This window comes from Streptomyces mutabilis, from assembly GCF_046628145.1.
Lineage (GTDB): Bacteria > Actinomycetota > Actinomycetes > Streptomycetales > Streptomycetaceae > Streptomyces > Streptomyces mutabilis.
In genome coordinates this window covers 4,024,820-4,039,060 of sequence record NZ_CP176874.1, presented here as the reverse complement: position 1 = coordinate 4,039,060, position 14,241 = coordinate 4,024,820, and the positions used below count along the sequence as shown (strand labels likewise).

General features: G+C 75.2%; 11 protein-coding genes. 4 read left to right on the top strand and 7 right to left on the bottom strand.

The features are described 5' to 3' along the window. Positions 1 to 66: 66 nt before the first annotated feature. Positions 67 to 1,416: a helix-turn-helix domain-containing protein gene (locus ACLIN4_RS18100; protein WP_289908582.1), complete on the bottom strand. Its 1,350-nt coding sequence runs from the start codon at positions 1,414 to 1,416 to the stop codon at positions 67 to 69. A gap of 104 nt (positions 1,417 to 1,520) precedes the next feature. Between ACLIN4_RS18100 and ACLIN4_RS18095 the strand changes: the two genes are divergently transcribed. Beyond that, positions 1,521 to 1,760 (top strand): hypothetical protein, encoded by a 240-nt coding sequence (locus ACLIN4_RS18095; protein ID WP_107480301.1) that lies wholly within the window; start codon positions 1,521 to 1,523, stop codon positions 1,758 to 1,760. A gap of 75 nt (positions 1,761 to 1,835) precedes the next feature. Here ACLIN4_RS18095 and ACLIN4_RS18090 read toward each other — a convergent pair whose 3' ends face one another. The 5 genes from ACLIN4_RS18090 to ACLIN4_RS18070 all read right to left on the bottom strand — a co-directional run bounded on the left by ACLIN4_RS18090 (position 1,836) and on the right by ACLIN4_RS18070 (position 9,021). Then, a complete protein-coding gene (locus ACLIN4_RS18090; RefSeq protein ID WP_381911183.1) occupies positions 1,836 to 3,269 on the bottom strand; it encodes an extracellular solute-binding protein in 1,434 nt (477 codons plus the stop codon). Positions 3,270 to 3,286: 17 nt separating this feature from the next. Further along, positions 3,287 to 6,142: a substrate-binding domain-containing protein gene (locus ACLIN4_RS18085; RefSeq protein ID WP_411576005.1), complete on the bottom strand. Its 2,856-nt coding sequence runs from the start codon at positions 6,140 to 6,142 to the stop codon at positions 3,287 to 3,289. A gap of 7 nt (positions 6,143 to 6,149) precedes the next feature. After that, positions 6,150 to 6,512 (bottom strand): hypothetical protein, encoded by a 363-nt coding sequence (locus tag ACLIN4_RS18080; protein ID WP_107480575.1) that lies wholly within the window; start codon positions 6,510 to 6,512, stop codon positions 6,150 to 6,152. Between the two features lie 123 nt (positions 6,513 to 6,635). Next, positions 6,636 to 7,715, bottom strand: a complete 1,080-nt coding sequence (locus tag ACLIN4_RS18075; protein ID WP_289908579.1) for a hypothetical protein — start codon at positions 7,713 to 7,715, stop codon at positions 6,636 to 6,638. 64 nt (positions 7,716 to 7,779) lie between these two features. Next, positions 7,780 to 9,021: a PP2C family protein-serine/threonine phosphatase gene (locus ACLIN4_RS18070; RefSeq protein ID WP_107480153.1), complete on the bottom strand. Its 1,242-nt coding sequence runs from the start codon at positions 9,019 to 9,021 to the stop codon at positions 7,780 to 7,782. Between the two features lie 68 nt (positions 9,022 to 9,089). Here ACLIN4_RS18070 and ACLIN4_RS18065 point away from each other — a divergent pair, with 68 nt between their 5' ends. The 3 genes from ACLIN4_RS18065 (at position 9,090) to ACLIN4_RS18055 (ending at position 11,933) form a co-directional block, all read left to right on the top strand. Next, positions 9,090 to 9,551 carry a hypothetical protein gene (locus tag ACLIN4_RS18065; RefSeq protein ID WP_107480154.1) on the top strand — a complete coding sequence of 154 codons (462 nt, stop codon included), beginning with the start codon at positions 9,090 to 9,092 and terminating at the stop codon, positions 9,549 to 9,551. Between the two features lie 214 nt (positions 9,552 to 9,765). After that, positions 9,766 to 10,683 carry a hypothetical protein gene (locus ACLIN4_RS18060; RefSeq protein ID WP_290013097.1) on the top strand — a complete coding sequence of 306 codons (918 nt, stop codon included), beginning with the start codon at positions 9,766 to 9,768 and terminating at the stop codon, positions 10,681 to 10,683. A gap of 239 nt (positions 10,684 to 10,922) precedes the next feature. Next, the gene (locus ACLIN4_RS18055; RefSeq protein WP_381910938.1) at positions 10,923 to 11,933 is read left to right on the top strand and encodes an endonuclease/exonuclease/phosphatase family protein; all 1,011 of its coding nucleotides are present in this window, start codon (positions 10,923 to 10,925) and stop codon (positions 11,931 to 11,933) included. 39 nt (positions 11,934 to 11,972) lie between these two features. Here the strand turns inward: ACLIN4_RS18055 and ACLIN4_RS18050 are convergent, their stop codons facing one another. Further along, positions 11,973 to 14,057, bottom strand: a complete 2,085-nt coding sequence (locus ACLIN4_RS18050) for a PhoX family protein (protein ID WP_289908574.1) — start codon at positions 14,055 to 14,057, stop codon at positions 11,973 to 11,975. Positions 14,058 to 14,241: the final 184 nt, after the last annotated feature.

The window sequence follows — 14,241 nt, the reverse complement described above, 5'->3', positions numbered from 1 at the left end:
TCGTCCCACTCCTCCCGAACCTCGCGGGCACGCTAACCGGCGCCGCTGTGCGCCGCCCAGGATTCCCTACAGCGGCGGCTGTGCGGGCGCCGGCCCCAGGGTCGTCGTACCGGGCGCCGTACGGTGCCCGAGGCCGGTGCGGTAGGCGTCCAGGGCCGCCTCCACCCGGCCGGTGCGGCGCAGCAGGTCGCCGAGGAGCCGGCACAGGTCGGCCAGGTCGCCGGCCGCGCCCGCCCGCTCCAGCAGGCTCAGCGCGCGGACGTAGTGCTCCTCGGCCGCCTCGGTGTCCCGGGCGTCCTCGGCGATGATGCCGAGCAGCCGGTGCGCGCCCGCGGAGTGCACCGCGCCGCGCTCGGAGGACAGGTCGTCCAGCACCCCGTGCAGCAGTTCGGCGGCCTCGGCGGACTTGCCCCGGCGGTGCAGTACGTCGGCCAGCTCGACGGCGACCTGGCTGCTGTAGAGGGTGGCGCGGCTGGCGGCGAGCATGCCGAGGGCCTCCCGCATCTCCGCCTCCGCGCGCGGCAGTTCCCCGTTCTGGGCGCAGACGTAGCCGCGCATCCAGTGGCAGTTGGCCAGTTCGGTACGGAGTTGCAGCGTGCGGTACAGCTCGGCCGCCTTGGCGAGCGACGCGTCGGCCTCGGCGAGGCGGCCCTCGGCGAGCAGGGTGCGGGCGACGGAGCGGTGCATGCGGGCGACCAGTGCGGGGTCGCCGGCGCTGGGGGCGAGGGAGAGGGCGAGCTCGGCGGCCTGGGCGGCGCGGGCGTGGGCGCCCATGTCCATGTAGGGGCCGATGGCGCTGGCGTAGAGGAGCAGCAGCGCGTCGGGGTCGTGCAGGCCGCCGCGGTTCAGCTCGTCGAGGGTGGTTTCGAGGAGGTAGACGGCGTAGCGGAGTTCACCGGCGAGGTAGTGGGCGAGGGCGCGTCCGCGCAGGGCGGGTACCCGGGCGGGCAGCGGGGCGCCGGCGTCGGCGAGGCACTGCTCGGCCTGCTCGAAGTACTGGCGTCCGGTGACCAGTTCACCGGTCTCCACGGCGCACTCGCCGAGCCCGAGCAGCGCGGCGGCCCGCTCCTCGGGCAGCTCGTACGCCTCGGCCTCGGCGAGCAGCCCGGCGTACTGCCCGGCCGCCTCCTCGGCGCCCTCGGTGGCGAGCGCGCGCTGCGCCTCGGTGAGCCGCAGCCGCAGATCGGTGGCGAGCCGCGCCGGGCGCCCGGTGGCCAGCTCCTCGTAGCCGACGCCGAGCCGCTCGGCGAGGTGCCGCAGCGCCTCCTCGGAGGGGCGGACCCGGCCGGCCTCCAGGGTGGATATGTAGGCGGGGGTGTAGGCCGGTTCGGCGAGCTGACGCTGGGTCATCCCGCGCTCTGCCCGCAGCCGCTGCACCCTGCGTCCGATGGTCTCCCGGTCGTCGCGGTCGCCCACTGCCAACTCCCCCTGCGGCTCTTGCCGTTCTGCCCCGGCGGCTCTAGGTTAAACCGCGGATTAAGCGCGCTTAACCGCACTTGACACGATCCGCAGAGGACGCCGTGCCCGTACGCACACGCACCGTCCTGGGGATACCTCCCAGGCCCTTCAGGCACTGGGGGAGGCACGCCAGGGCCGTCGCCGCCGCCGTCACCGCCGTGACGTGCCTGGTGCTGGCCTCGAACGCGGGACCGGCGGGCACGGCGCGCGCCCCGGCGCCCGCCACGGAACAGGACACCACCCCGGTCACGGACGCGGTCCCGGAATCGGTCACCGACCCGCTGGTCACCGTGGGCCACTGACCATTGGCCACCGGCCCGACTGACCACTGACCACTCGGCACCGCTGCCGGCCGCCGGCTCCGGCCACCGGGCCGGTCACTCCGGCAGGGCGCGCCGCAGCGCCTCGTCCAGCCGCCGCGCCAGCTCCGCGTCGCCCGGCGGGTCATCGGCGAACAGGGCTCCCAGTTCGGTGGTGAAGGTCTGGGTGAACGCCCCGTACAGCGGTGTGCGCGGACGGTGGACCGCGTCCCGGAGGGCGGGCAGCAGGACGTCGCGGGCGTACTCCGGCCGCCCTGCGGCGTCACGCGGCACCGTGTCGGCGCCCTCGCCGGTCGGTGCCGCCGAGGGCGTCGCGGCGGCCACCGCGCACGTCACCGCGTCGTCCGTGTACGCGGAGGTGCGCGTCGCCGCGAAACCGGCGTCGAGCAGGCAGCGCTCGCTCTCCCTCCCGGTCAGGTACCTGATCAGCTCGGCGGCCTTCGACGCCCGGGGCGATCCCGCGGTCACGGCGAGGTTCTGGCCGCCGAGCACGGCCCGCCCCGGCAGCGCGGTCACACCGAGCCGGTCGCCGCCCGGGAACGACTGGTGCAGCGCGGGGTACACGTACGGCCAGTGCCGCAGGAATGTGGTTCGGCCGGCGGCGAAGTCGCCGAGGGAGGCCGCCTCGTCGGAGTCGAACGCGTCCGGCAGGACGGTCCCCGCCTCGGTGCGGCGGCGCAGTTCGGTGATGCCCTCCGTCAGCTCCTCGACGGTGGCGTCGTAGTGGCCGTCCTCGTCGGTGAGCGCGAACTCGTCCCCCGCGGCGGACGCGAACGCCTCCACGGCGTTGACCGTGCGCCCCTCGTAGCCGGCGAGCTGGGTCGTCCACCCCTTCTCGTAGCCCTCGGGCTTGTGGTCGTCGAGGGTGGAGATCAGCCGCTTCAGCTGCGGCCAGTCCAGGCCGCCCGTCAGGTCGGGGCGCTCGACGCCCGCCTGCCGCAGGTGGTCGCGCCGGTAGTAGAGCAGGCCGACGTCGCTGTTGAAGGGCGCGGAGTACACCTCGCCCCGCCAGCGGGCCGTACTCGCCACGGCCGGGATGACGTCCTTGTCGAGCAGCGACCCGGGCAGCGGACTGATCAGGCCCGCGGCGGCGAACTCCGGGACCCAGGTGACGTCGAGGTTGACCACGTCGTAGGCGGCGCTGCCGGACTGGAGCGCGCCGAGCAGCTGACTGCGCTGTTCGTCGGCGTTCCCGGGCAGTTCGACCAGCCGGGCGCGGTAGCCGGTGCCCGCCTTCTCCTGCTCGGTGTTCCAGGCGTCGATGAGCCGCTGGCGGATGCCGTTCTTGCCGGTGACGTCCCGGCCGCTGGCGACCACGATGTCGCCGGGTACGCCGGTGGAGGGGGTGGCGGCGGGCACGCCACCGCCGTCGCCACCGCCGCTGCACGCGGTCGGCAGAAGCAGGAGCACCGCGGCCGGCAGGACGGCGAGCCACCGGCGCCGTGACCGTTGTGACTGACGTGGGCCCCGTGAGTGCCGGAGTCGCGGCATCTGCCGTCGTCGGACCATCAGGCCTCCCCCGTGCCGATGCGCGCGACCTCGTCGTGCAGGGCGGCGCCGAGGTCCTCGTCGGCGTCCACGCAGCGGCCGCCGCTCGCCTCGGAGACCTGGGCGTCCGGCTTCCCCTCGTCGCACGCGCCGCCCTTGAGGGAGACCATCGCGACGGGTACGTCCACCGCGCGGGCGAGGACCAGCAGGTCGCCGAAGCGGTCGCCGCTGAGCGCGCCCACGTCCTCGTCGTCGGTGACGAAGACGATCAGCCCGGGGCGCTCGTCCTCGGCTCCGCGCTGCCTCATGGCGTCGAGCGCCGCCAGCAGCGCGCCGAGCGGGTCGGCCTCGGCGTCCCGGACCCGGGCCCCGCGGTCGATGGTGCGCTCGGCCGCCTCGCGGGTGTGCCGGCCGAAGGACAGCAGGGGCTCGTACGTGTCCCCGCCGGTGCCGGACACCTCCCACACGGCGTACTCGTCCCGTTCGCCGAGGCCGCCCAGGGACTGTTTCAGCAGGCCGGGGCCGCCGCTGGGCCCCTCCCACTGGCCGGCCATGGAGCCGGAGCCGTCCAGCAGGAACAGCACCCGGCCGGGGCCGTTGGCGCCCTTGTAGCCCTCCAGGGACGCCTCCATCGCGTCCCGTCCGGCGGACTCGGTCAGCGGGGACGGCGCGTGCAGCACTCCGTCGGCCTTGGTGTCCAGCAGGGCACGGTCACCGCCGGCCGCCCGGAAGCCGTCCCGGGCGAACGCCGCCCGGCCCCCCTCCCCTGCGAGCCACCGCCGGAAGCCGTCCGCCGCGCGGTCCCGGTCCGCCCGGTCGCGGTCGGCGCCCTGCCAGCGGACCCGGACGAAGAGGGGCTCCAGGCCGGGTACGTCGCCGGGGTACTGCGCCATGCGCGGGGTGCGGCGGGCGCTGTCACAGCCGACGCCGCTCTTCAGCAGGAACTCGGGGACGAGGGCCGCGGTGCGGTTGTCGACGGCGTCGTCGTCGGGCAGCGAGCACAGCAGCTCGGCGGCGGTCGGCGCGGGCGGGCCGGTCTGGGCGACCCGGTCCTCGGCGCGGCGGCGGTCACGGGAGGTGTCGCCGGTGCCGCGGTACAGGCCGATCGTCGCGAGCAGCCCCGTGTCGGTGTGCTCGGGGTCGGGACGGCGCACCCGGGCGGACGCGTCCCGGGCGCGCAGGGCGTCGATCATGCCGGTGAGCGGCGGGCCGGTGCGCTCGTCGCGGGCGTCGGCGGCGAGATCCTGGGGCACGGCGAGCACGATCGGGGAGTACGCGATGGGCTCCTCGTCGGCGTCCAGTTCGGCCACGGCGTCGGTGTCCTGCCCCGCGGTGACCCGGGCGGCGTCGGCGGGCGAGCCGGGTATCCACACGTCGGGCTGCGGGCCGACGTCGCGCTGCGGGTTGGTGTCGTCGTCGGGGGGCTCCTGCCAGGCGCGGGTCTGCTTGCGCAGGGCGGTGACCGCGTCGGCGGCGCCCGCGCTGTAGACGGTGATGCCGCTGAGCCGGCAGCCGTCGTCGGTGGTGTTCTCCCCGGACGTCAGGTACGCGTCGGCGGCGGCCCGGACGGTGGGTTCGAGGTCGGGGTCGGTCAGGACGCGCAGCTCCAGGGGCGGGGCACAGGAGGGCGGGCCGTCGGGGCGGCCGGTGAGCTGATGGACGCCGAAGCCGCCGGCGGCCAGGACGAGCAGCGCCGCGGCCCCGACGACCAGCCGCCGGGCCCATCCGCCCGGCTCCGGCCCGGGCACCAGGGAGTCGGCGACGCGAACGATGCCGCGGACCAGCGCCCGCCCGGCTCCGCCGACGGCACCCAGCAGCCTGACCAGCCGCGCCAGGGCCCGGCGGAGGAACCCCGGGCCGGGCGCGGGATCGGGTTCGGGTCGGGGGTGGGGGTGGGGGCCGGGCTCCGGACCGGCTCCGGGGGCGGGGCCGGGCGTGGGATCGGGGCCAGGACCCGGCACAGGGCCAGGACCCGGCACAGGGCCAGGACCCGGCACGGGGCCGGCACCTGGGCCGGGACCGGGCACACGACCACCACCGGGCCCGGAACCAGGCACAGACCCGGGCCCCAGGTCAGGCGCAGGACCTGCCGACCCGTCGAGGGCCTTCGCACCGGCGGCGAGGAGCACGTCCTCCCCCGGCTCGACGCGGCTCTCCGGCTCCCAGGCGTCACCCCGCACCGTCCGGCGCCCGGCGGCGGCCATCCGCGTCCGCAGGCCGTCCGCGAGAGCGCGGAACGAGACGTCGCCACCCTCCTTCAACAGCGCCACCAGCTCGGCGGTGAACGGTGTCGGCGTCTCGGGATCGCCCGCGTCGATCCGGTGGTTGGCCTGCACGCTCATCAGCAGCAGCACGCGCCGCTTGTCCCGCGGATCGGGGCGGATCCAGGCGGCGTTGCCCGCGAAGCAGCAGTCGAGGACGATCACGATCCGCCGGGCCGGACTGGCGGCGAGCACCGCCTGCACGGTGCTGAACATCTCCGCGCCGGGGAAGACCGCGTGCCCGCCGGCGACCACGCGCGCGTTGCGCATCTGGAGGAACAGCTCGTCACCGGCGTTCGGTATCGCCCCGTGCCCGGCGAAGTACAGCAGCAGGACGCCCTCGGCCTCCTTCGTGGCTGTCCACAGCTCCCGGCCGAAGGTGACCTGGTCGGGAGAACGGCACACCGCGATCTCCCGGTCGCCGAACACCCCGCCGTGCCGCAGAGCCTCCGCCAGTTGGTTCAGGTTGTGCTTGACCGCCGGGAGGTCGCCGGGCACACCGTCCGGGGGCGCCGTGTTGTCGTACTCGGACACCCCGACCAGCAGCGCCCGGTTCGCCTTTCCACGCGGGTCGTAACCGGTGTTCGCCTTCCCCCGCGAGTCGTGACCGGTCACCGGCCGCCTACCTGTCGTCGGGACGCACCGGCTCGACGCTGGCCTCGGGAGGCTCGCCGTCCTCCACCGCGCGGCGGTTGGCCCGCCATGCCTCCACGGAACGGATGACCTGGTCCACCACCGTCTGGAACATCGCACCGGCGGCGCCCCCGATCACCGCCACGACGATGTCCATGCCGATGCCCATCGGGGCGCCGGCCTCGTCGGTCCGGCTCCGTTCGTCGATGCGCAGCTGGTCGGTCCGGGCCAGATCCGCGAGCGGTTTCTCCCGTTCGAGCCATTTGTGCAGGGCGCCGATGTCACTCTCGCTCGCGGTCCCGTCCAGCCGGATGCGGATACCGCGCGTCACCACTCCATCCCCCTCAGCCATAACTCACCATCATGGCACCGCTGTTGCGCGCGGGGGAGGGTCCGTACGCCGCTTCCATGACGCGCACGCGGGCGCACACCGGCCAGGTGCGCCCCGGGCCGCCGCACCGGGGCCCCGCCTCGCTCAGCCCTGTGTCTGCAACCGGCTCAGCTCCCGCTGCACATGGTCCAGGGCGCCCTCGCGCCGGCCCGGCACCCGGCCCCGCAGCGCGGCGAGTGCCGTGCCCAGTTCACGGGCGGCGCCGGCGTCGCGGACCCGGCCCCACTGGTGGTGGGCCCGGTCGACGGCCGCCTCCACGGCGGGCGCCCCGGGCGGCTGGCCGGCGCCCAGGCGGGTCTCGGCGACCGTCAGCCAGGCCCGGCAGCTGCGCACCGGGTCCCCCGCGAACATCGCCAGGTCGGCCCGGACCTCCGCCCAGTGCAGCGCGTCCTCGGACGCGGGCCCGTGCGCGTGGGCGGCGGCCGCCTCGTGCCGGGCGGCGAGCGCGTCCGCGTCCGCGTGCCGGCCGGACTGCACGGCGGCGGCGATGACGGCGTGCGGGTCGCCCGCGGCGGGCCCCGGCACGGTCAGCACGAGGTCCGCCCCGGACGGCGTGCCGCCGGCCGCGGCGTCGGCCGCGACACGGGCCAGCGCCTGCTGGTGCAGCTGGTCCGTCGGCGGCCGGTGTCCGCTGCGCAGGATCGTCGCCACGGCCCGCATGTACGCCGGGGTCGCCACCGTCCGCCGCGAGGGCGGCGGCGCGATACGACCGTGAACCGCGTTGTTGCGACCGCAGTCCAGCGGGTTCGCCCGCAGCCACTGCCAGGTCTCCTGGTCGGCGTGCAGATCGAGCAGCAGCGTCGTCGCGCCGCTCGGCCGCAGCCTCAGCTCCTCCTTGATCCAGTGCCAGGGCAGCGCGGTGTAGCGGACGGTCGCCGGGGTGGTGCGGGCCAGCGCGAGGTGCGGCAGGCGCTGGCGCCGGTCGAGCTGGAGCTGCCCGACGACGTAGACGGTCAGCGGTCCGGGGGCCGCCGCGGCGGCACGCAGCCGGGTGAGGACGGCCTGCGGCTCCAGCGGGTCGGCGAGCTCGACGACGTTCGCGGTGTCGGCGCCGGAGAGCACGGCGGGCTCCACGGCCGCCAGCACCGGGAGCACGGAGGCGGCGTCCACCAGGCACCCCTTGCCCACGGGCGACGCCGCGAGCAGCAGCACGGTTCCGGGCATGTCCCCTCCCCCTGTCGATCACGTACGGCAGCACGTTAACCGCTGCGGCTGCAAAGCGGGGCACTCAGCCGTACGCCGGTCCGCCCCTGCGCCGTACCGCGAAGACCGTGGTGTCGTCCGAGAGCCGCCCCCGGCAGTGCCGCAGCGTGCCGTCCCGCACGAGCGCCACCAGCCGGGACGGCGCGGCGTTCGCGGGGTCGGCGGTGACGGCGCGGGCGACGTCGTCGGCGTGCCGGTAGAAGCAGCCCGCGGCGTCGCGCGCCTCCGTCACCCCGTCGGTGACCACCAGCAGCGTCTCCCGGGGGCCGAGGGCCTGCCGGGTGACCGGTGGCGTCGACGGACCGGGGAGGAGGTCGCCCATGCCCAGCGGCAGCCCGCCGGTGACCGGCAGGAACCGTACGCCGCCGGGTCCGGCCGCCAGCGGGGGCTCGTGGCCGAAGACGACGGCCTCGACGGCGTCCGGCAGGTCCTGGCTGAAGCCGATCAGCACGGCGGTGGCGAAACGGTCGCCGTCGGACCGGCCGAGGGCCGCGGTGTGCGCGCGGTGGCGCCGGATGCGGATCTCCAGGCGTTCGGCGACCGTGGCGAGGTCCGGCTCGTGGTACGCCGCCTCGCGGAACGTGCCGAGCAGCGCGGCGGCCGTCTCCACCGCGCCCAGCCCCTTGCCCTGCACGTCGCCGACGAGGACGCGGGTGCCGTGCGGGCCGGGCTGGATGTCGTAGAAGTCGCCGCCCACCCGGGCCACCGTGTCGGCGGAGAGGTAGACGGCGGCGTGGTCGAGGCCGCCGAAACCGGCCGGGATCGGGCGCAGCACGGTGCGCCGGGTGGTCTCGGCGATGTCCCGCATGTGCAGCATGCGCTGCTCCTGGCCGACCCGGACCGCGGCGGCCAGCACGGCGATGCACCCGCCGAGGGTGACCAGGATCAGGCCGGGCAGTCCGGTCTGCTCACGGTGCTGCCAGGTGGTGTCGGCGAGGACGTAGACGGCGACGGCGGCGACCGCGAACACGGCCGTGACCCGCACTCCGCAGATCGCCGCGGCGACGCCGGGCACGAGGACGGTCCAGGAGATGATGTGGAAGGCGCCGGTCGCGGTGTCGATCGCCGCGATGGCGACGAGCATCAGCAGCGGGAACAGCCAGCCCACGCTGTGGCCGCGCACGCTGAGCAGTTCGTGCCGGGACACGGCGTCGCCCTGGCCGGCGGCGTGGACGAGCCGGCCGAGCGGCCGCCACCGGCCGCGCACCGGCCTGCGGACGCGACCCCTCACGGGCCCCAGCGAAACACGGTCCCCGGCTGCCCGCATCCTGACTTGCCGGTCGGCGCGGGCAGGTGTGCCCTGGTAGGCGGGGGCGAGGCGAGAGGAGTGCTCTCATGGCTCACGCGGTACCGACAACCGGCACCTCCACCGGAAGGGGCGCACGCGGCCGTGCGCCGAACGCCCTGCCCGACGTGTTCAGCGAGCGGACCCACCTGATGGCGAAGTGGGCGCTGCCCGTCCTGGCCGGACTGGTCTACGGCTACTGGGCCGCGTCCATCAGCCGCCGCGGCGGCCCCATCACCGGCTGGAACCTGCTGTTCGGCTTCATGACCGCGCTCGCGTTCGCCATCCTCTACGCCGTGGTCCGCGCGGTCGCCCAGCGGCTGCCCCGCGAGGGCCACGCGGTGCTGTGGGGCGCGTTCGCGGGCAGCGCGGTGGGGTTCCTGTACTCCCGCAGCGGCGTGGCCATGTTCACCTGCGTCCTGGTGTCCCTGCTGGTCGCGGCTGCGGTCACCGGCGCCTTGTTCTACCGCTACTACACCTGCGAGGACGCGGAGGGCCACCGCATCGCCTGAGGGGCCGCGCGGCATCCGGTCGGTCAGCGGGGCGGCGAGGGCGGCGAGGAGCACCACCGGCTCCCCGCCGCGCCGCCACCGCGGCGTCCCCGGGAAGCCGCACGCCCGCCCGCGTGAGCGGGCGGACCGGGGCGGCGCCCGTTCGATGGGCCCGGGGCGGCCATATGCAGTCGCCCCGGTCGCCCCCGCCACGCGCGGGTCCTTGCCTGGAGGGGTGTCCCCACGTCCTCGCACCGCCCTGTCGGCCGCCCTGATCGCCCTCGCCTGCCTGCTCGCGCCGTGCGGCACGCTGGCCGCCTGGGCGGCGTACGGGCTGGCCGACACCGGGCGGTACGTCGCCGTCATGGCCCCGCTCGCCGGGGACCCGGACGTCCGGGACGCGGTCGCGGACGCCGTGGGCGACGGTGTCGCGGGCGAGGTCGCGGCGGCCGGCCCGCTGCACGGCACTGTGCGGGACTTCGTGGAGGACGCGGCACGCTCGTTCACGCGGACCGATGCCTTCCGCGAGGGCTGGAACGAGGCCAACCGGACCGTGCACGAGGCCGTCCTGCGCGCCCTGCGGGACGACCGGACGGCCGGCCGCCCCGTCACCGTCGACCTGGCCCCCGTCACCGCCCGCGTCAAGGACCGCCTCGCCGAGGACAACGTGCCCTTCGCGCGGCGCATCCCGGTCCGGCACACCGCGGTCACCGTGCTCCCGGCCCACGAGGCGGACCGGCTCAGGAAGGGCTACCACGTGCTCGACGTCGCCGCCTTCTGGCTGCCGCTCGCGGCCGTCGTCTTCGCGCTCACCGGCATCGCCGTCGCCGCCTGCCGCCGGCGCGCGGTCACGGCCGCCGGGATCGGTACCGCGCTCGGCGGGGCGCTGCTCGCCCTCGCCGTCGTGATCGGCCGCCGGGTCACCCTCGCCGGACTGCCCGGCGCGGTGGACGGCCCGGCCGCGGGCGTCGTCTACGACGCCCTCACCGAGACCCTGCGCACCGCCGCCTGGCTGCTGGTCGGCCTCGGCCTCGCGGTCGCCCTCGCCTCCTGGCTCACCGGCCGGTACGGCCACCTGCTGAGCCGCCGCCGGGCGCCCGCGGGCCCACCCGTCGGCCCGGCACCGTCCCGGCCGCCCCGCGCCCGGCTCTGAACCGCCCTCCCCACCGGGCAAGCGGAAGTCGCGGAAGCGTGGGGAGCGCAACTTTCCACCCGCCGCTCCCGTCTTTGAGGGAGGATCCGGACATCGCGGAGGCATGCCCCGCGGGACGAGGCACCGCAAGGCACGCACCGCCGAGACAGGCACCGCAAGGCACACGCACCCGCAAGACAGGCACCGCCGGGACAGGCAGCGCAAGGCAGGCACCGCACCCGCGAGCGAAGGGCCGGGACTTGGACACCGACACGGCGACCGGCGAATGGACGGACTCCCGCGACCGGCCGGCGGCCCGCCGCTCCGGAGGGCGGCGGTTCGGGGCGTGGTGCGCGGGCCTGCTGTTCGCCGGGGTGAGCGTGGTCGTCGGCTGCCGCGCCGCCGACACCGACGGCGTCACCCCCGTACCGCAGCTGCTCGCCTTCCTGCCCTGGCTGCTCGTACCGGCCGGCGCCGGACTGCTGCTGACGCTGCTCGCCCGGTGGTGGACCGGGGCGGTGTGGGGAGTCGTGCTGCTGGGGCTGCTGGCGTGGTTCATCGAGCCGTACGGCAAGACCGCCGAGCCCGCCGGACCGCCGCTCGCCGACCTGCGGGTGCTGACCTCCAACGTCGAGTTCGGCCAGGGCACCGACGAGCTGATCTCCGCCGTACGGCGCGAGAAGCCGGACCTCGTGTTCGTGCAGGAGTGCGAGTACACGTGCGACGCGGCGCTGCGGCGCGAACTCTCCGCCGACTACCCGCACCGGCGGGCCGTGGAGGGCGGCGGCTCCGAGGGCTCGGTCATCCTCAGCGCCTTCCCGCTCGAGGACGCCCCCGGCGTTCCCGGCACCATGGGCATGCCCGGCGCCGTCGCCGACGTGCGCGGCCACGCCGTACGGCTCCAGCTCGCCCACCCGATGCCGCCGCTGCCGGACCAGGTCGGGCTGTGGCGCGAGGAACTGGACGCGGTGCGCGACGCCGTCGCCGGGGCCGACGGGACCCCGACCGTCCTCGCCGGGGACTTCAACGCCTCCCAGGACCACGCCGCCTTCCGCCGCATCCTCGACACGGGGCTGTACGACGCGGCCCGGCCGGCCGGGGCCGACCGCACGGTCACCTGGCCGGCCCGGACCGCCCCGGCGTTCGGCGTGCAGATCGACCACGTCCTCGTCTCCGAGGAGTTCGCCGCGCACCGCGCCCGGTTCCTGGACCTTGCCGACACCGACCACCGGGCCCTGGTCGTCGACCTCACGCTGCACGGGGCCGGCTGACACCGGCCCCGTGCGGGAGAGCGCGTCCGGGGACCGGACTCAGACGCCGATGTCGCGGCCGTCCGCGCGCCACACGGCCACGACCGCCGGGCGCACGTACGTGCCGGGCCCGTCGGGCCAGGTGCTGGCCGGCTCCGCCACGGAGGCGCCGTCGACCTCGCCCGGGTGCTGCACGGCGACCAGCACACGCCGGTCCTGGATGAGCGGGCCGCAGGTCTCCGCGCCGGTCGGCACGGTCAGGAACTGCTTCAGCTCACCGCGCCGGTCACCCTTGGTCGCCACGCCGAAGAGGCCGTCGTGGCTGCCGAGCGCGTTGCCGTCGGTGGACAGCCACAGGTTGCCGTGGTCGTCGAAGGCGACGTTGTCCGGGCAGGAGATCGGGCTGACCCGGTCCTTGGGGAAGCCCGCGAAGTACGTCGCCGGGTCCTCCGGGTCACCGGCGACCAGGAACAGCGACCAGGCGAAGCGGGTGGCGTCGGCCCGGTTCCAGCGCTCGGTCAGCTCCAGGACATGGCCGTGCTTGTTGGAGTTGCGCGGGTTGGCCTCGTCGGGACCGGCGTAACCGGTCTTGCCGCGGTTGGAGTTGTTGGTGAGGGCGACGTAGACCTTGCCGGTCTTCGGCGACGGCTCGATGTCCTCGGGCCGGTCCATCTTCGTCGCGCCGACCTTGTCACCGGCGAGCCGCGTGAAGACGCACACCTCCTCGGGGGTCATGCCCTCGACGTGCGAGACGGCGCCGTCCTCGGTGGCGGTGACCAGCGGGATCCACGTGCCGCTGCCGTCGAACTCGCCGTCGCTCGGCAGCTTGCCCGTGCCGTCGATCTCGATCGAGGGGGAGTCGCCGGAGAGCTTGGCGACGTACAGGGTGCCCTCGTCCAGCAGCGACAGGTTGTGCTCGCGGGCCCAGCGGGAGTTGCCGTGCCGCATGCGCTTGCTGCCGACGAACTTGTAGAAGTAGTCGAACCGCTCGTCGTCGCCGGTGTAGACGACCGGGCGCCCGTCGTGGGTCAGCCGCACGGTCGCCGCCTCGTGCTTGAAGCGGCCCAGCAGGGTGTGCTTGCGCGGGGTGGACTCCGGGTCGTACGGGTCCAGCTCGACGACGTACCCGAAGCGGTGCGGCTCGTTCGGCTCCTGGGCGATGTCGAACCGCTTGTCGAAACGCTCCCACTTGCGCTCGGTGGCACCGGTGCCGATCCCGTACCGCTTGTCCGTCGCACTGCCGCCGTTGGCGAAGTACTGGTTGAAGTTCTCCTCGCCGTGCAGCGTCGTGCCCCACGGGGTGGTGCCGCCGGAGCAGTTGTTGAGGGTGCCGAGGACCTTGCGGCCGGTGCGGTCGGCGGAGGTCTTCACCAGGTCGGACCCGGCGGCCGGGCCGGTCAGCCGGAACTCGGTGGTCGCGGTGATCCGCCGGTTGAGGCGGTGCCGCGTGACGGGCGTCAGCTTCCCGCTCCGGCGCTCCTCCTCCACGACCACGGCGGACAGGCCGTGCGCGGCCCAGGCGATCTCCACCTGCTCGCGGGTCGGGTTCTCGGGGTCGTAGTCGCGGAACATGAGCACCTCGTCGGTGTACTCGTGGTTGGCGACGAGGACCTGCCGGCCGTGCTCACCGCGCAGCGGCAGCAGCGCCAGGAAGTCGTTGTTGTAACCGAACTGCCCCGCCTGCGCCTTCGCGGTCTGGTTCTCCGGGTCGAAGGCGGGCGCCCCGCGCAGGATCGGCTCGCCCCAGCGGATCACGACGTCCTGCCGGTACCCCTCCGGGACGGTCACCACGTCGTCGGTGTTGGGCGCGACGGGCGCGAACCGCAGCCCGCGCGCACCGTCCGTCTTCGACGGTTTCCCCGTCCCGTGTCCCTTTCCGGCCGCCGGCGCGGCCTGCGCCGACGGCGCCCCGGCCACACCCACGGCACCCGCGCCGGCCGCGGCGACGGTGACGACGGCGGCGGCACGCATCATGGAGCGGCGGCTGAGCGCGCCGGCGATGACGTCGCCGACGTACTCGTTGGAGCTGGTGTTGGGCACCTCGTGGAAGCAGGCGTCACCACACCGGAAACGGCAGGTCATGGCGGACCGGCCGCCGGGGTGCGAACCGGACGGCGTTCCGATCAACGGCAGCAGCTTGCGCACTGTGTTCTCCCTGAGATGCCCTCGTATGCCCTTGGTATCAGCGCGACCGTAGGTGCACATACGTGCGGGAGACGGGCGTCGCGGTGAACGACGGGTGAACCCGTGGCAGCCGGAAGGGAATTCGCGCGGCGTCTCGATCCCGCCTTGACGCGCCACCGCTTCCGTGGCAGACCCTGCACAAGAT